14 protein-coding genes are annotated in these 16,569 nt (G+C 72.1%); 12 read left to right on the plus strand and 2 right to left on the minus strand.

Annotated features, from left to right (window positions below; translation table 11 throughout):
* Positions 1-95 precede the first annotated feature (95 nt).
* From ACIGXO_RS31995 to ACIGXO_RS32015, 5 genes are read left to right on the plus strand one after another with little or no spacing between them, the layout of a single operon-like run.
* Positions 96-629 (plus strand): flavin reductase family protein, encoded by a 534-nt coding sequence (locus tag ACIGXO_RS31995; RefSeq protein WP_399793876.1) that lies wholly within the window; start codon positions 96-98, stop codon positions 627-629.
* 26 nt (positions 630-655) lie between these two features.
* Positions 656-2,128, plus strand: a complete 1,473-nt coding sequence (locus tag ACIGXO_RS32000) for a 4-hydroxyphenylacetate 3-hydroxylase family protein (RefSeq protein ID WP_399793878.1) — start codon at positions 656-658, stop codon at positions 2,126-2,128.
* Positions 2,125-2,583 (plus strand): RidA family protein, encoded by a 459-nt coding sequence (locus ACIGXO_RS32005; RefSeq protein ID WP_399793880.1) that lies wholly within the window; start codon positions 2,125-2,127, stop codon positions 2,581-2,583. Before ACIGXO_RS32000 ends, ACIGXO_RS32005 begins: the two co-directional genes overlap by 4 nt.
* Positions 2,580-3,260, plus strand: a complete 681-nt coding sequence (locus tag ACIGXO_RS32010) for a DUF1028 domain-containing protein (protein WP_399793882.1) — start codon at positions 2,580-2,582, stop codon at positions 3,258-3,260. The genes ACIGXO_RS32005 and ACIGXO_RS32010 overlap by 4 nt, the downstream gene beginning before the upstream one ends.
* Positions 3,257-4,426, plus strand: a complete 1,170-nt coding sequence (locus ACIGXO_RS32015) for a M20 family metallopeptidase (protein ID WP_399793884.1) — start codon at positions 3,257-3,259, stop codon at positions 4,424-4,426. The genes ACIGXO_RS32010 and ACIGXO_RS32015 overlap by 4 nt, the downstream gene beginning before the upstream one ends.
* Here ACIGXO_RS32015 and ACIGXO_RS32020 read toward each other — a convergent pair.
* Positions 4,404-5,006 carry a TetR/AcrR family transcriptional regulator gene (locus ACIGXO_RS32020; protein ID WP_399793886.1) on the minus strand — a complete coding sequence of 201 codons (603 nt, stop codon included), beginning with the start codon at positions 5,004-5,006 and terminating at the stop codon, positions 4,404-4,406. The two genes, ACIGXO_RS32015 and ACIGXO_RS32020, sit on opposite strands and share 23 nt — an antisense overlap.
* A 150-nt stretch (positions 5,007-5,156) precedes the next feature.
* On the opposite strand from ACIGXO_RS32020, the gene ACIGXO_RS32025 reads away from it, so the two are divergent.
* The 5 genes from ACIGXO_RS32025 (at position 5,157) to ACIGXO_RS32045 (ending at position 12,314) form a co-directional block, all read left to right on the plus strand.
* Positions 5,157-6,575 carry a purine-cytosine permease family protein gene (locus ACIGXO_RS32025; protein ID WP_399793888.1) on the plus strand — a complete coding sequence of 473 codons (1,419 nt, stop codon included), beginning with the start codon at positions 5,157-5,159 and terminating at the stop codon, positions 6,573-6,575.
* Positions 6,572-8,059 carry an aldehyde dehydrogenase gene (locus ACIGXO_RS32030; protein WP_399793890.1) on the plus strand — a complete coding sequence of 496 codons (1,488 nt, stop codon included), beginning with the start codon at positions 6,572-6,574 and terminating at the stop codon, positions 8,057-8,059. Before ACIGXO_RS32025 ends, ACIGXO_RS32030 begins: the two co-directional genes overlap by 4 nt.
* Positions 8,056-9,390 carry an ArgE/DapE family deacylase gene (locus ACIGXO_RS32035; RefSeq protein ID WP_399793892.1) on the plus strand — a complete coding sequence of 445 codons (1,335 nt, stop codon included), beginning with the start codon at positions 8,056-8,058 and terminating at the stop codon, positions 9,388-9,390. Before ACIGXO_RS32030 ends, ACIGXO_RS32035 begins: the two co-directional genes overlap by 4 nt.
* Before the next feature lie 10 nt (positions 9,391-9,400).
* Entirely contained in the window at positions 9,401-10,744 is a 1,344-nt protein-coding gene (locus ACIGXO_RS32040; protein ID WP_399793894.1) for an aspartate aminotransferase family protein, read from the plus strand.
* An 88-nt stretch (positions 10,745-10,832) separates the two neighbouring features.
* Positions 10,833-12,314: an APC family permease gene (locus ACIGXO_RS32045; RefSeq protein ID WP_399793896.1), complete on the plus strand. Its 1,482-nt coding sequence runs from the start codon at positions 10,833-10,835 to the stop codon at positions 12,312-12,314.
* Here ACIGXO_RS32045 and ACIGXO_RS32050 read toward each other — a convergent pair.
* Positions 12,311-13,534, minus strand: a complete 1,224-nt coding sequence (locus ACIGXO_RS32050; RefSeq protein WP_399793898.1) for a patatin-like phospholipase family protein — start codon at positions 13,532-13,534, stop codon at positions 12,311-12,313. The genes ACIGXO_RS32045 and ACIGXO_RS32050 overlap by 4 nt on opposite strands.
* Before the next feature lie 204 nt (positions 13,535-13,738).
* Between ACIGXO_RS32050 and phnA the strand changes: the two genes are divergently transcribed.
* Together phnA and ACIGXO_RS32060 are read left to right on the plus strand one after the other, a co-directional pair.
* Complete coding sequence (gene phnA, locus ACIGXO_RS32055) at positions 13,739-15,019, plus strand: phosphonoacetate hydrolase (RefSeq protein WP_399793901.1); 1,281 nt, start codon at positions 13,739-13,741, stop codon at positions 15,017-15,019.
* Between the two features lie 142 nt (positions 15,020-15,161).
* A complete protein-coding gene (locus ACIGXO_RS32060) occupies positions 15,162-16,511 on the plus strand; it encodes an MFS transporter (RefSeq protein WP_399793903.1) in 1,350 nt (449 codons plus the stop codon).
* The last annotated feature ends 58 nt before the right edge of the window (positions 16,512-16,569 follow it).

Raw genomic sequence — 16,569 nt, forward strand, 5'->3', positions numbered from 1 at the left:
AACCGATGCAGTAGGTCGAAAACCTCTGCTTTACGGATGCAGAGCGGCGCGCCCATAGTCATGTCTCAGCAGAGCCCGCACGCCTCGGGAGGCTGATGATGACCCTCACTCTGGACGACGCGGTGGATCCCCGGACGGCCCGCGCGGACTTCGTCGCCGCGATGGGCAATGCCGCCACCGGCGTGACCGTGGTCGCCACCGACGGAGCGGCCGGACGCTTCGCGCAGACGGTCAGCGCGATGAGCTCGGTGTCCGCCGACCCGCCGTCGCTGCTGGTGTGCGTGAACCGCCGCAGCCCGCTCGCCGACGCGGCCGTACGCAACGCCGTCTTCTCCGTGAACGTGCTCGCCGTGGACCAGGCCCAGGTCTCGGACGTGTTCGCGGGCCGACCCGCCGGTGGCGGACCCCCCTACGAGCCGTACGACTTCGGCTGTGCGCGCTGGCTGTCCCTGCACACCGGCGCGCCCACCCTGGCCGGTGCGGCCGCCGTCTTCGACTGCAGGCTCGCCGACGCGTACGAGCACGGTACGCACCGCATCCTGATCGGCGAGGTGCTCGCCTCGTCCGTCACGGATGCCGCGCCGCTCGTGCATCACGCCCGCGCCTACGGGGCGCCCCGCCCGCTCTAGTCCCCCTCTTCGTTAGGAGCACCCGCATGATCCGTACCGGGGAGCAGTACCGGGAGTCGGTCCGCGACGGCCGGGAGGTGTGGATCAACGGCGAGAAGGTCGCCGATGTCACCGCACACCCCGCCTTCAAGCCGCTGGTCGACATCCGGGCCCGCATCTACGACATGGCCCACGAGCCGGACACCCGTGAGGTCATGACGTACACCGCCCCGGACACCGGCGAGGTCAACGCGGTCCAGCAGAAGCCGCCGCGGACGCGAGAGGACTGGGACGCCAAGCGGGCGGCAACGGACGCCGTGCTGACGGACGTCGGCGGTGTGGTCACCCGCGTCGGTGACGAGACGATCGGCGAGGTGTGGTCGCTGATCGACGGGCAGGACGTGCTGGATGCGATCAACCCGGCGTACAGCGACAACGTCAAGCGCCACATCGACAAGGCGTGCTTCGGCGACCCGTTCCACGTGTCGGCCAACACCGACCCCAAGGGCGACCGCTCCAAGCGCCCGCAGGACCAGGACCCGGACATGCTGCTGCATGTCGTGAAGGAGACGGACCGCGGGATCGTGGTGCGCGGTGCGAAGTACGAGACCGCGGCGGCCTACTCCAACCAGGCGTTCACCAAGCCCACGATCGCGAATTGGGGCGACTCCGAACTCTCGGACTACGCCCTGGGGTTCATGCTCGACATGGGCTCGCCGGGGCTGAAGTACATCTGCCGCACCGGCTTCGCGGGCCGGGCGCCCGCCGAGGACTATCCGCTCGCCAACCGCTTCGACGAGGTGGACACCCTCGTCGTCTTCGATGACGTCGAGATTCCCTGGGAGAACGTGCTGTTCTACCGGGACACCAAGGCGGCCACCTTCATTCGGGCCACCCTGCACCGCTACAGCGCGTACGCCTTCACGCAGCGCAATCTGCGGCTCGCGGACCTGATGATCGGCGCCGCGCTGTGGAACGTGAAGCAGACCGGGCTGGAGAAGCAGCAGGCCGTGCAGGAGAAGCTGGCGACGCTGGCCTGCTACCGGGAGGGCATCAACGCGCATCTGACGGCGGCGGTGGCGATGGCGGAGCCGAGCCCGGGCGGGCTGCTGATGCCCAATCAGTCCCTGCTCTATACCGGCCGCGTGCTGGCATGTTCGCAGCTGCACGAGATGATGCACATCGCGCGGGAGCTGTGCGGCGGGCAGATCTGCATCACGCCCGACAAGGCGTCCTTCGACCACCCGGACACCGCGCCGTGGCTGGAGAAGTTCTACTCGGTCAATGAGCACTGGGTCGCGGAGGACCGCCGCAAGCTCCTCGCCTACGCCCGTGACCTGCTGAACTCCGACTACGCCGGGCACCGGCTCACCTTCCAGCTGTTCGCGCAGTCGCCGCCGTTCGCGCACCTCGGCGCGGTGTACCGGAACTTCGACTGGGACGGCCCGCTGGACCTGGTGAAGGACGCGGCGGGACTGTCGGACAACGTACTCGGCACGCTGGGAAGGAAGGCCAAGTGACCACGCACGACCGCATCCGCTGTTTCCACACGGCGGACACCTATCCCGAGCAGGACCTCTCCAACGACCTGGCGCAGGCGGTGGTCGCCGAGGGCACCGTGTATCTGCGCGGCCAGATCGGGCAGGACCTGGACACCCGCGAGAACGTCGGGGTGGGCGATGTCGCCGCGCAGGCCGAGCGGGCGATGGCCAACATCGACATGCTGCTGCGGGAGTGCGGCAGCCGGCTCGACGAGATCGTGAAGATCACCGTCTATCTGACGGACATCCGGTACCGCGAGCCCGTCTACCGTGTCATGGGCCGCTGGCTGAAGGGCGTGCACTACGTCTCGACCGGGCTCGTCGTCTCGGCGCTGGCCCGGCCCGAGTGGCTGGTGGAGATCGACGCGACGGCGGTGATCCCGCAGGAGCGGCGGGCCGCGGCCGCGGCGCTCAGGGCGGAGGCGGGCCGATGACGTTCTCGCTGGCCGCACGCTGTCCCCGTACCGGGGAGTTCGGCGTCGTGGTGTCCTCGTCCTCCCCCGCCGTCGCCGCGCGTTGTGCCTATGTACGGGCCGGCGTCGGCGCCGCCTGCTCGCAGAACGTGACGGATCCGCGGCTGGGTCCCGAACTGCTGGACGCGCTGGCGGGCGGCACGGACGCACAGACCGCGGTGGCGCGGCTCACCCAGGCCGTACGGCACGTGGACTGGCGGCAGTTGACGGCCGTCGGGGCGGCCGGCGAGCCCGCCGCGTACTCCGGTGACCGCACGCTCGGGGTGCACGCGCAAGCCGTCGGCCCGGACGCGGTCGCGGCGGGCAATCTGCTCGCCGATCCGGGAGTGCCGGCCGCGATGCTGGCCGCCTTCGCCGCCGAGCCCGCGGCTCCGCTGGCGCAGCGGCTGGTTGACGCACTGTCAGCGGGGGCCGCGGCGGGCGGCGAAGCGGGCCCGGTGCATTCGGCCGGGCTGCTGGTCAGCGGGCAGGTGCCGTGGCCGGTGACCGATCTGCGGGTGGACTGGACGGACGGCGATCCGGTCGCGGAGCTGGCGGCGCTGTGGAAACGGTGGGAGCCGCAGGCGGCGGACTACGTGCGGCGCGCGCTGGACCCGGCGGCGGCTCCTGGGTACGGCGTGCCGGGTGATCCGGCATGAGCGGTGCCGAGGCGGCCGTACGGGATGCCGTCGCCGGTTCCTCCGGGGCCCTGCTCGCCCTCAGCCACCGTATCCACGCCCACCCCGAGGTCGCCTGGGAGGAGGAGCGGGCCGCGGACTGGACCGCGTCCGCCCTCGACGGCCTGGGCTACCGGGTCACGCCCGGGATCTGCGACCTGCCCACCGCCTTCTCCGCGACGATCGGCTCCGGGCCGCTGCACCTCGCGCTCTGTGCGGAGTACGACGCGCTGCCGGGCCTGGGCCACGCCTGCGGGCACAACATCATCGCGGCCTCGGCAGTGGGGGCCGCAGCCGGGCTGGCCCGGGTCGCCGACGACCTCGGGCTGACGGTGACGGTGCTGGGCACGCCGGCCGAGGAGGGCGGCGGCGGGAAGATCCTGATGCTGGAGCGCGGTGCGTTCGACGGGATGCACGCGGCGATGATGGTGCATCCGGGCCCGGTGGACGTCGCGGAGGCAGAGCCGTACGCGGTGGCGCATCTGCGGATCGACTACGAGGGCAAGGCGGCGCACGCCGCGGCCTATCCGGAGCAGGGCCGCAACGCCGCGGACGCGTTCACCGTCGCGCAGGTCGCGATCGGCCTGCTCCGTCAGCAACTCCCGCACTCCGTAAGGGTGCACGGGATGCTGACACGCGGCGGCGAGGCACCCAACGCGATCCCCGAGCGCACCAGTGGGCGGTGGTACGTACGGGCCGGTTCGCTGGAGGAGCTGGCGGCCGTGCGGCCGCGCATCGAGCGGTGTTTCGAGGCGGGGGCGCTGGCGGCCGGCTGCGAGCTGTCGGTGGCGCACGAGAGCCCGCCGTACGCGGAGTTCCGTACGGACACCGAAATGCTCGGGCTGTACCGGGCGCACGCGGAGTCGGTAGGGCGGAAGTTCACCCCGCCGTCCGCGCCCGAGGCGCGGATGAACCGTGCCTCGACCGACATGGGCAACGTCTCGCGGGTGCTGCCCGCGATCCATCCCTACATCGGCATCGGGTCGCTGCCCGCGGTCAATCACCAGAAGGAGTTCGCGGCGCACTGCGTCACGCCGGAGGCCGACCGCGCCGTGCTGGACGGCGCGACGGCGCTGGCGCTGACGGCGGTGTCGCTGGCGTCGGACCCCCGGCAGCGGGAGCGGCTCACAGCCGGTCGCACCCCGTGACCGTACGGGCGTAGCGGAGGACCGCGTCGCGCGCCGCGGCGTGGTCCACCGCGGGGTTGCGGCTGATGATGTGCAGGCCGTAGCCGTCCTCCAGGGCGACCAGGTCGCGGGCGACGACGGCGGCCGGCTGGTCGAGGGTGAAGTCGCCGCTGGCGGCGCCCAGTTCGAGGAGGGTGGTGTAGAGCGCGGCCTCGCGGGCGTAGAGCGAGGCCATCAGTGTGGCGTGCTGGCGGCTGCGGTCGGCGAGGCCGTGCAGTTCGTACAGCAGCCGGTGGGTGGCGTCGTCACTGTCGCGCGGCAGGCCGCTCGCCGCTGCCGCGCGCAGCCGCTCGACCGGGTCGCCGGCGTCGTCCGTGGCGGCGTGACGGTTGGTCAGATAACGTTCCACCGCGCTCTGGTGGACCTCGAAGACGAGGTCGTCGAGCTCGGGGTAGTAGTAGAGCACCGAGCCCGCGGAGACTCCCGCCTCGGCCGCGATGTCCTTGATCCGCAGGCCGGCCAGCCCGCGCCCGGTGATCGCCCGGCCCGCCGCCTCGATGAGCGCTTCCCGGCGGGCGCCTTGGTTCTTGGTCCTTGCCATGCCGTAAATTCCCCGTTTCTCACTTCAGCGAATGCGACTTTCTCCCCCGCGATGCATTGACAGAGTACCGTCCCATAGTTTGAATCTCAGTTCAAAGAATCACCGCAGAGAAGCTCTCCCCCGGATCCCTCCCCCTCACTAGGAGGCGGTGTGGCACGCGAAGCGAACGCCACCGTGGAGCGGCACACCATCGACGTCATCCCCGACGACGAGCGGCACGGCCGCACGCGTGACCTGTTCACCATCTGGTTCTCCTCCAACCTCGGCCCGCTCACGATGGTCACCGGCGCCCTCGCGCCCACCGTCTTCGGACTGTCCTTCGCATGGAGCGTGCTCGCGCTGCTCGTCGGCCACCTCGGCGGCGGCTTCCTGATGGCGCTGCACTCGGCGCAGGGGCCGCAGCTGGGCGTGCCGCAGATGATCCAGAGCCGCGGCCAGTTCGGCAGCGTCGGCGCGCTCGCCGTGGTCCTCGTCGTGGTCGTGATGTACCAGGGGTTCTTCGCCTCCAACCTGGTGCTCGGCGCGCAGTCGCTGGAGCAGGCGCTGCCGGCCGTCCCCGTGGACGCCGGGATCGCGCTCGGCACCGCCGTCAGCCTCGTCGTCACCGTCGTCGGCTACCGCCTGATGCACGGCATCGGCCGGCTGACCACCTGGCTCTTCGGCACGGTCCAGCTCATCGGCGCCGCCTGGATCGCCTTCGGCGGGCTGCCCGCCGGGTTCCTGACCCGCGGCGGCTTCTCGCTCGGCGGCTTCCTCGGCATGGTCTCCGTCGGCGTGCTCTGGCAGATCGCCTACGCGCCCTACGTCTCGGACTACTCCCGCTACATGCCCGCCGACCGCGCCCAGGTCCGCTCCACGCTGTGGTGCACGTACTGGGGCAGTGTGCTCGGCAGCGTCCTGCCGATGCTGGTCGGCGTCGCCGTGGGCCTCGCGGTGGGCGGCGACGATCCCGTGGCCGCGCAGTCGCAGCTGCTCGGCAGCCCGCTCGCGCAGATCGCCCTGTGGTCCTTCGCCGCGGTCACCATGCTCACCAACTCGATGAACCTCTACGGCGCGACGCTGTGCGTGGTCACCGCCGTGCAGACCTTCGCGCACCGCTGGCTGCCGGGCCCGGCCGTCCGCGCGCTGCTCTCGCTCGCCCTCGGCGTCCTCTCCTTCGTACTGGCCGCCGCGTTCGCCGACTCCTTCATGGCGAGCTATCTGAACCTGATCTACCTCCTGCAGTACGTCCTGATCCCCTGGACCGCGATCAACCTCGTCGACTTCTACCTCGTCCGGCACGGTGCGTACGACGTGCCGTCCTTCTTCGCGCGGGACGGCGGGGTCTACGGCCGCTGGAACGGCACCGCGCTCGGCGTCTACGCCCTCGGGATCCTGATCGAGGTCCCGTTCATGTCCCAGACGCTCTACACCGGGCCCCTCGCCCACGCCCTCGGCGACACCGACCTCGGCTGGCTGGCCGGACTGCTCTTCACCACGCCCGCGTACCTGTACGCGGCGCGGCGGCGCGTGCGCCGTACCGCGCCGCCCGCCCCCGCCGCCCCGCTCACCTGGAGCCGCATCCCATGACCGATCTCACCCACAACGACTGGCGCCACCGGGCCGCCGAACTGGCCCCGGAGACCCGGGCGTTCATCGACGGCCGCTACACCCGTGCCGCCGACGGCCGGACCTTCTCCGACGTCGATCCCGCCACCGGCAAGACCACCACCGAGGTCGCCCGCTGCGACGCGGCGGACGTGGACGCGGCCGTGCGCGCGGCCCGTACCGCCTTCGAGGACGGCCGCTGGTCGCGGCTCGCGCCCGCGGAGCGCAAGCGCCGGCTGCTGCGGCTCGCCGAGCTGATCACGGAGCACGGCGAGGAGCTGGCACTGCTGGACACCCTCGACATGGGCAAGCCCATCACCGAGACGCTGACCGTGGACGTGCCGGGCGCGGCCGGGTGTTTCGCGTGGCACGCGGAGGCCGTCGACAAGCTGTACGACGAGGTGGCGCCGACCGCGCCGGGCTCTCTCGCGACGGTCCGGCGGGTGCCCCTGGGCGTGGTGGGCGCGGTGGTGCCGTGGAACTTCCCGCTGGACATGGCGAGCTGGAAGCTCGCGCCCGCGCTCGCCGCCGGCAACAGCGTCGTGCTCAAGCCCGCCGAGCAGTCACCGCTCTCCGCGCTGCGGCTCGCCCGGCTCGCGACGGAGGCCGGCATCCCCGACGGTGTACTGAACGTCGTCCCGGGCTTCGGCGAGGAGGCGGGGCAGGCGCTGGGCCGCCACCCGGACGTGGACGTACTCGCCTTCACCGGCTCCACGGCCGTCGGCAAGCTCTTCCTCTCCTACGCCGCCGAGTCCAACCTCAAGCAGGTCTGGCCCGAGTGCGGCGGCAAGAGCCCCAACCTGGTCTTCGCCGACGCCGACCTGGAGGCCGCCGCGGAGAAGGCCGCCTGGGGCTTCCTGTACAACTCCGGGCAGGTGTGCTCCGCCAACACCCGCCTGCTCGTGGAGAGTTCGATCGCCGAGGAGTTCACTGCCCGGGTCGTCGAACATGTACGGCAGTGGTGGCCCGGCGACCCGCTCGACCCGGCGACCGCGCTCGGCCCGCTGGTGGACGAGGCGCAGGCCAACCGCGTGCTGGGCGCGGTGCGGACCGCGCGTGCCGCGGGTGCGACGGTGGCCTGCGGCGGCACCCGCCCCGACCGCCCCGGCGCCTACCTCGACCCGACCGTGGTGACCGGCCTGGCCCCGGACGCGCCGCTGGCCCGCGAGGAGCTGTTCGGCCCGGTGCTGGCCGTGCTGCCGTTCGCGGACGAGACGGCGGCGGTGCGGATCGCCAATGACTCGCCGTACGGGCTGGCCGCCTCGGTGTGGACCCGGGACATCGGCCGGGCGCACCGGGTGAGCGACGCGCTGCACGCCGGGACGGTGTCGGTGAACACCGTGGACGCGCTCGACCCGGTGACGCCGTTCGGCGGCTTCAAGCAGTCCGGCTTCGGCCGGGACCTCTCGCTGCACTCCTTCGCGAAGTACACGGGGCTGAAGACGACATGGATCCAGTACGCATGACGCAACGTCAGGACGTCGAGCAGAGAGTTCAGGAGGAGATCGCGCGGCGGGCGGACGACCTGGTCGCGCTCACCACCGCCCTCGTCGGCTTCGACACGACCGTACGGGGGTCGGCCGGCGAGCCGGCGCGGGACGAGGCGGAGCTGCAGGAGTTCCTGGCCGGGCGGCTGCGGGCCGCGGGCGCCACGGTGGACGTGTGGACGCCGAAGCCGGGTGACCTGCCGGAGTCGCCGCAGACCCCGCCGGGGCTGGGCTTCGACGGGCGGCCGCAGCTCGTGGCGCGCTTCCCCGGTACCGGCGGCGGCCGCAGCCTGCTGTTCAACGGGCACATCGACGTCGTCTCGGCAGAGCCGCGCGGCGACTGGACCTCGGACCCGTTCCGGGCCGAGGTGCGGGACGGGCGGCTGTACGGGCGCGGCACGTGCGACATGAAGGGCGGCATCGCGGCCGCGGTGGTCGCGGCGGAGGCGCTCGCCGCGCTCGGCATCCGGCTGCCCGGCGATCTGCTCATCAACACGGCGACCGACGAGGAGTGGAACGGCGCGGGCACGCTCGCCTCGGTCGGGTACGGGGTGCGCGCCGACGCCGCCGTCGTGCCCGAGCCCACCGATCTGAACGTCGTGACCGCCCAGCGCGGCATCCTCGGCGGGACGGTCACCGTGGCGGGGCGGCCGGGGCACGCCGAGTTCCCGCCCGGCGACTGGCGGTCGGGCGGCGCGGTGAACGCCATCGAGAAGACGCTCCCGGTCCTCGACGCGCTGCGGGAGCTGCGCGAACGCTGGGCGGCCGACCCCGCGCACCGCCACCCGCTCCTCCCGCCGCCGTCGATCGTGCCCACGATGATCAAGGGCGGCGAGTGGTGGGTCACCTACCCGGCCTCCTGCGAGGTCTGCCTGGACGTCACGTATCTGCCGGTGCAGGCGGACGGCGGCGGCTGGGCGAGCCGGGTCCGTACGGAGATCGAGGACACCGTACGCAAGGCCACCGGGTCGGATGGCTGGCTCGCCGCGCATCCGCCCGTCTTCGCGTGGGACACCGAGCTTGCGCCCGCTGAGGTACCGGCTGAGCACGCCCTGGTCGGGGCGCTCAGCGGGGCCGCCGCCGGGCTCGGCCGCGCGCCGCGCGTCGTCGGCGAGCCGTCCTGGACCGATGCCGCCACCCTCACCCGCTTCGGCGGTACCCCGGCCGTCTGCCTGGGACCCACCGCCACCCGCCCCGACGGTTCGCCGACCCTGCACACCGTCGACGAGTACATCGAGGTCAACGACCTGATCGCGACCGCGCAGACGCTCGCGCTGACCGCCCTGACCATGACCACGAAGACCGCCTGAAGGGAACACCATGAACCATACCGAACTCGCCGCCGCCGACCGCGCCCGGATCATCCACCCGTACCTCCCCGGCACCGTCGAGGAGCGGGTCGTGATGACCGAGGGCTCCGGCTGCCGGCTCACCGACGCCGAGGGGCGCTCGTACCTGGACGCCACCGGCGGGCTCTGGCTCGCGCAGATCGGGCACGGCCGCGAAGAGGTGGCGCGGGCGGCCGCCGAGCAGATGGAGAAGCTGGAGTACTTCACCAGCTTCTGGGAGTTCTCCAACGACCGGGCGATCGAGCTGGCCACCCGGCTGACCTCGCTCGCGCCCGAGGGCCTGGGCCACGTGTACTTCACCTCCGGCGGTTCGGAGGGCAACGAGGCCGCGATCAAGATGGCGCGCTACTACCACCACCGGCGCGGTGAGTCCTCGCGCACCTGGATCCTCGCGCGGGACAAGGCGTACCACGGCATCGGCTACGGCGGCGGCTCGGCGACCGGCTTCCCGCTGTACCACGAGGGCTTCGCGCCGATGATGCCGCACGTCAGCCACCTGACGCCGCCGTGGCCGTACCGCACCGAGCTGTACGGCGGCGAGGACCCGTGCGATTTCCTGATCCGCGAGCTGGAGGAGCGGATCGCGGAGATCGGGCCCGGCAACATCGCGGCGATGATCGGTGAGCCGATCATGGGCGTGGGCGGGATGCTCGTACCGCCGGCGGACTACTGGCCGCGGGTGCGGGAGGTGCTGGACCGGCACGGCATCCTGCTGATCTTCGACGAGGTCGTGACGGCGTACGGGCGGGTCGGCGAGTGGTTCGCGGCGCAGCACTTCGGTGTCACCCCCGACATCATCGTCACCGCCAAGGGCATCACCTCCGGGTACACGCCGCTGGGCGCGCTGCTGGTCGGGGACCGGGTGGCCGAGCAGCTGCTGCGCGAGCACGGCTTCCCGATGGGCTACACCTACAACGGTCACCCGGTCGCCGCCGCGGTGGCGCTGGCCAATCTCGACATCATCGAGCGGGAGGGACTGCTGGCCCGCGCGGTGGAGATCGGCGGTGCGCTGCACGACGAACTCCAGGCGCAGCTGGGCGACTTGCCGGTGGTCGGCGAGGTGCGGTCGGTGGGCATGATGCTCGCCGTCGAGCTGGTCGCGGACAAGGCGACGCGCGTGCCGCTGCCGGTGCGGCCGGAGCGGATGCCGCACGATGTGATCCGGCGCGAGACGGGCGTGATCGTACGGGACTCCGCGCACAGCATCGTGCTGTCCCCGCCGCTGGTCATGACGGAGGCGGAGGTGAAGGAGACGGTGACCGCGATGCGGTCGGTGCTGGAACGCACCACGCCCGCCGGAGAGATCCGGGACTGAGCCACTCCTCCGCAACCGGCCGCAAGGCAACCCGCCATGAGGCAACCGGCCACGACGCAACCGGCCACGACTGGAAGGGCGCACTGCCGTGTCCGTACCACCCACCAGATCCGCACCCGCACCACCGCCCCCTCCCCCTGAGACCGTTCCCCACCTGCACCGCAGCCTGCGCCGGTTCGACATCATGGCGATGGGCGTGGCGGCCGTCATCTCCTTCGACGTGCTGGGGCAGATCGCCGCCGGCGGGGGCGAGGCGGTCACCTGGATCGCCGCGATCGCGGTGGGCTTCCTGCTGCCGTACGCGCTGGTCTTCGCCGAGACGGGGGCTGCCTTCCCGCAGGAGGGCGGCCCGTACGTCTGGGTGAAGCTGGCCTTCGGGCGCACCGCCGCGGCGCTCACCACGCTGTTCTACTGGGTCACCAATCCGGTGTGGCTCGGCGGTTCGCTGGTGTTCATCGCGGCGGAGTCCTGGGACGGCTTCGTCTTCCCGCTCGGCTCCGGGACGGTGGCCGACTACACGTTCAAGCTGCTGTTCATCTGGGCGGCGATCCTCACCGCGATCGTGTCGCTGCGCCGCGGCAAGTGGATCACCACGGCGGGCGCCGCGGCCAAGGTGCTGGCGCTCGCCGTCTTCTCCGGCACGGCCGTGGCGTACGGCGTCGAGCACGGCTTCCGCGGCCTGGACCACGCCTCCTTCGCCCCCACCACGGTCGGCTTCCTGGGCCTGGTGCCGGTGCTGCTCTTCGCGTACGTCGGCTTCGAGGCGCCGAACGCGGCGGGCGACGAGATGCACGACCCGCAGCGGGACGTCCCGGTCTCCATCGGGATCTCCGGGCTGATCGCGACGTGCTGCTACCTGCTCCCCGTGCTGGCGATCCTCTCGGCGGCACCGGCCGGGCAGGTGACCGGCATCGGCGGGTTCATGGACGCGGCGCGGCTGGTCTTCGCCGTGTACGGGGACTGGAGCGGGCCGCTGCTGACCACGGCCGCCGTGCTGTTCGTCTTCGCACTGCTCACCCAGGGCAGCGCGTGGATGATCGTCAGCGACCGGATGCAGGCGATGACGGCGGCCGACGGCGGGTTCTTCAGCCGCGGGCTGGGCGCCTTCCACGCACGGCTCGGCACCCCGGTACGGATGAACCTGCTCTCCGGGATCACCGCGACGCTCTTCATGGTCGCCGCGATGCACCTGGCGTCCGGGGACGCCGCCGCGGTCTTCGGCGTCGTCCTGACGGTGGCGATCACCACGCTGCTGCTGTCGTACCTCGCGATAGTGCCGGCCCTGATCCGGCTGCGGCTGCGGCACGCGGAGGTGCCCCGCCCGTACGAGGTGCCGTTCGGCACGCGCGGCTTCGTGGTGTGCGCGTCGCTGGTGTACGCGTGGATCGTGCTGGGCTCCTGGGTGGCGCTGTTCCCCGGCACCCTGGAGCACCTCGTCGGCCTGCGGTACGACTTCGCCGACACCTGGGGCGTCTCCCGGGCCACCTTCGAGACCTTCACCCTGGGCACGGTCGCCCTCCTGCTGGCCGTCGGCGCTCTCGGGCTGCGGGGCCGCCGGCGCACGGGCTAACAGGCGTCGTTGCGCCACAGCTCGTCCGGGTCGTCGCCCACGCTGTCGAGGATGAGCTGTGCGTCCCGCTGCCCCAGCCGGATGGCCTCGTCGATGAACTCCGGCCGGAAGAGGAGGTAGCTGAGCAGTTCGCCCCGGCTGTGCCCCGGCCCGAGCAGGAAGGACAGCACGGCCAGGTCGAGGTCGGCCAGTTGGCGGAGGCCGCGGAAGTACGTGTCCAGGACATAGGCGGCGCGCTCGCCGAGCCGGTCGCCCTGGCCGGGTGGCGGGCCGCCGAAGAGGTACTCGATCACTTCGTACGGCCGTCCGCCCGGGCTGCGGCCCCGGCCCCCGGACCTCAGCAGCTCGTCGACCTTGCCGAGCGTCCGGGTGTCCTCGATCATCCGGTCGGACAGCACGCCGTTCAGGATCTGCGCGACGACGTCCGCCACCGCGGGCGCGGGCCCTCCCCCGCCAGGGGTGCGGGGCAGGTACCGCAGCGGGGTGGTGGCGATGATCACGACGCGGCGGGCGCCGAGCGCGATGGCCGGCTTGATGGGCGCGTTGAGCCGTATGCCGCCGTCCATGTACCAGCCCTCGGCCTCCTCGATGTACACGGGCGGGAAGGCCACCGGGATGGCGGCGGACGCGAGGACGTGTTCCTCGGTGAGCACGGTCCGGGAGTAGTCCACCGCCCGGTCGGCGTCGCTACCGGGCAGTTCGGCGGCCCGCTGCCCCTCGACGAAGATCTCGGTCCGGCCGCTGGAGCAGGCCGTGGTGGCCACCGCGACGGCCTGCACCGTGCCGCTCAGCATGTTGGCGTGCAACTGGTGCCAGTCCAGCTTCGCGCGCAGGGTCTCCCGCAGCGGGCGGGTGTCGAGGAGGCCGGACACCGGCGGCCGGGCCGGGTCGATCAGTGCGCCGAGGTACTGCCACGACAGGGCCGGCACGGCGGGCAGGAAGGGCGTGAAGACCTGGCGCCTCGTCAGTCCCCGCCAGGCCCGCAGCGCCTGGTCGGCGGCCTGCTGCGCGGGCAGGTGGGCCAGCGAGGCGAAGAGCACCGCGTTGAGCGCCCCGGCGCTGGTGCCGATGAACACATCGGGCCGCTGCCGGAACTCCGCGAGCTTCGGCAGCAGCGTCGCCAGCATGCCGGCCTCGTACGCGCCCCGGGCACCGCCGCCCGCCAGGACGACGCCCACCGCGGCGTCGTCCGGCGGATTCCCCGGTTCCTGGTCGGTCATCACCACTCCCCCTCGTGCGGACGGCCGGCAGGTCGATCGCACACCGGCGCGGGACGCCGCACAACGGGGGAACCGGCCATGCGCGCCGAGGCTATGAGCGGTATAGGGATTCCGGTGGTTCTGCCGGGGGCCCGGGCGGTGTTCCCTGGTGGGGCAGGGCGGCGCGACCGGCCGCCGACTTCGACCACAGGGGTGGATCCGCACATGAAGGAAGCTGGTGCCGAGCGGCAGAGCGGGCCGCGGACCGAGCGGCTGACCGTCAACGGACGCGGCTACGCCTGGCCCGCCCGGCCCGTCGTCGTGGTGTGCATCGACGGCAGCGAGGACGCCTATCACGAGCGGGCCATCGCCGACGGCCGGATGCCGTTCCTGGAGCGGATGCTGCGGGACGGCAGCGATCTGCGCGCGGACTGCACGATGCCGTCCTTCACCAATCCCAACAACCTCTCGATCGCGACCGGGGTGCCGCCGTCGGTGCACGGCATCTGCGGGAACTACTTCTACGACCCGGCCGCCGACGCCGAGGTCATGATGAACGATCCCGAGCTGCTGCGGGCGCCGACGCTGTTCGCGGAGTTCTCGCGGGCCGGCGCCAAGGTCGCGGTGATCACCGCCAAGGACAAGCTGCGCCGGCTGCTGGGCAAGGACCTGAAGGACGGCATCTGTTTCTCCGCCGAGAAGGCCGACCAGGTCACCCAGCAGGACAACGGCATCGAGAAGGTGCTGGAGCGGGTCGGCATGGAGCTGCCGTCGGTCTACAGCGCCGAGCTGAGCGAGCTGGTGATGGCGGCGGGCGTGGACGTGCTGGAGCGGGACCGCCCGGAGCTGATGTATCTGTCGCTGACGGACTACATCCAGCACAAGCACGCGCCCGGCTCCCCCGTCGCGAACGACTTCTACGCCATGCTGGACGGCTACTTCGCGCGGATCGACGCGCTGGGCGCCGTGCTGGTCGTCACCGCCGACCACGGGATGAACGCCAAGAGCGATGGCGGCGGGGACGCTCAAGTGGTGTTCCTCCAGGACGAGTTGGATGCCCGGCTGGGCGCGGGCGCCGCCCGTGTCGTGCTGCCGATCACCGACCCGTACACCGTGCACCACGGGGCGCTCGGCTCGTACGCGACGGTGCACCTGCCGCAGGGCGCCGACACGGACACGCTCCGCGCCGGACTGGCCCGCCTAGACGGCGTGTCCGAGGTGCTGGGCCGGGAGCGGGCCTGCGTCCGCTTCGAGCTGCCGGGCGACCGGATCGGCGAACTGGTCGTCATCGCCGAGCGCAACACGGTACTGGGCACCACGCCCGCGCGGCACGACATCTCCGGGTTCAAGGAGCCGCTGCGCTCGCACGGCGGGCTCACCGAGCAGCGGGTGCCGTTCCTGGTGAACGCGCACGTCGGACCGGTCCCGCAGGGCCACCGGCTGCGCAACTTCGACAGCTACTGGGTGGGCACGTCGGTGGCCGCGGGGGTGCCGCTCACCGACTGACCCACCGTCACACCGAAACCGGCTGACCCACCGTCACACCAACCCCCCGCATACGGACGCACCACCCGGCCCCGGCGTGCCGCCGAGGCGCGCGCCGGGGCCCCGTCACGCCCGAATCCAGGCCGAGGGACAGGACTCCGCCATGGCCGACCTCGCACCGCAGTCCGTACCGTCACCACCACCCGGACCCGCGCTCTCCACGCGGGAGGCGCTGAAGGGGATGACCCGCTGGCGCCGGCAGATCTTCGCCGTCACCTGGCTCGCGTACGCGGGCTTCTACTTCGTCCGCCAGGCGTTCTCGGTCGCCAAGCTCGGCATCCTGGACGACCCCCTGGTCAACGGGGTGCTGACCGAGCAGGTGCTCGGCGTGCTGGACGCGGTGTACCTCGCGGCGTACGCGGCCGGGCAGTTCCTGTGGGGCATGTGGGCCGACCGCTTCGGGCCGCGGGTGGTGGTCGCCGGCGGCATGGTCGGCGCGGTCCTCGCCGCGTGCGCGATGGGCGTCAGCAGCGCCGTGCTGGTCTTCGGCGGCGCGATGGTGCTCCAGGGGCTGGCGCAGTCGACGGGCTGGGCGCCGCTGTGCAAGAACATGGGCAGCTTCTTCACGGTGCGCGAGCGGGGCCGGGTGCTCGGCATCTGGAGCAGCAACTACGCGTTCGGCGGGCTCGCCGCGCCGCCGTTCCTGGGCTGGTGGGCGTACGAGGTCTTCGACAGCTGGCACGCGGCGTTCCTCGCGGGCGCGGCGACACTGGCCGTCGTGCTGGTGTTGTTCCTGGTCTTCCAGCGGAACACGCCGCAGGACGTGGGGCTGCCCGATCCGAACCGTACGGAGGATCCGGGCCATACGGAGGAGGCGCCGGAGGCAGCGGCAACCCCGCCCCGGCAGCGTGCCCTGGTGCTCTACAAGGAGGCGCTGCGCGACCGCATGGTGCTGACGCTGGGCGCCGCGTACTTCCTGCTCAAGCCCGCCCGGTACGCGATCCTGCTGTGGGGTCCCGTCATCGTGAGCCGTCGCCTCCCGGAGGTCGGCAAGGTCGGTGCCACGCTCATCCCCATCGCGTTCGGTGTCGCCGGCGTGCTCGCCCCGATCGTCATCGGCTGGGTCTCCGACACCGTCTTCCGCTCCCGCCGCGTCCCGCCGTGCGTCCTGGCACTGGCCCTGCTGACCGCCGCGCTGGCGCTGTTCATGCCGCTGACGGCGACCGGCAGCGCGGCGGTGATGATCGCGGTGCTGGCGGTGATCGGGCTGGCCGTGTACGCGGCGGACGCGATGATCAGTTGTGTCGCGGCGGTGGACTTCGGCAGCGCCGGCGGCGCGGGCACGGCCGCCGGACTGGTCAACGGCTGCGGTTCGGTGGGCGCGATCCTCGGCGGCCTGCTGCCCGGCTTCCTCTCCGGCACCGCCCTCTTCTACGGTTTCGCCGCCGCGGCGCTCCTCGCCGGGCTGCTGATGCTCCCGCAGTGGAACCGCGTGCCCGCAACGGCCGCGTGAGTCACGGCGAATTGCGCACTGATCCATCCACGGTGCACCACCACTCAAGAGGGGATCA

Source organism: Streptomyces sp. NPDC053542 (genome assembly GCF_044544685.1).
In the GTDB taxonomy this organism is placed as follows: Bacteria; Actinomycetota; Actinomycetes; order Streptomycetales; family Streptomycetaceae; genus Streptomyces.

Bases quoted from the DNA above. Each gene is read 5' to 3' on its own strand.
- ACIGXO_RS31995 (WP_399793876.1), top strand. From the start codon at position 96: ATGATGACCCTCACTCTGGACGACGCGGTGGATCCCCGGACGGCCCGC.
- ACIGXO_RS32000 (WP_399793878.1), top strand. From the start codon at position 656: ATGATCCGTACCGGGGAGCAGTACCGGGAGTCGGTCCGCGACGGCCGG.
- ACIGXO_RS32010 (WP_399793882.1), top strand. From the start codon at position 2,580: ATGACGTTCTCGCTGGCCGCACGCTGTCCCCGTACCGGGGAGTTCGGC.
- ACIGXO_RS32015 (WP_399793884.1), top strand. From the start codon at position 3,257: ATGAGCGGTGCCGAGGCGGCCGTACGGGATGCCGTCGCCGGTTCCTCC.
- ACIGXO_RS32020 (WP_399793886.1), bottom strand. From the start codon at position 5,006: ATGGCAAGGACCAAGAACCAAGGCGCCCGCCGGGAAGCGCTCATCGAG.
- ACIGXO_RS32030 (WP_399793890.1), top strand. From the start codon at position 6,572: ATGACCGATCTCACCCACAACGACTGGCGCCACCGGGCCGCCGAACTG.
- ACIGXO_RS32035 (WP_399793892.1), top strand. From the start codon at position 8,056: ATGACGCAACGTCAGGACGTCGAGCAGAGAGTTCAGGAGGAGATCGCG.
- ACIGXO_RS32040 (WP_399793894.1), top strand. From the start codon at position 9,401: ATGAACCATACCGAACTCGCCGCCGCCGACCGCGCCCGGATCATCCAC.
- ACIGXO_RS32050 (WP_399793898.1), bottom strand. From the start codon at position 13,534: ATGACCGACCAGGAACCGGGGAATCCGCCGGACGACGCCGCGGTGGGC.
- phnA (WP_399793901.1), top strand. From the start codon at position 13,739: ATGAAGGAAGCTGGTGCCGAGCGGCAGAGCGGGCCGCGGACCGAGCGG.
- ACIGXO_RS32060 (WP_399793903.1), top strand. From the start codon at position 15,162: ATGGCCGACCTCGCACCGCAGTCCGTACCGTCACCACCACCCGGACCC.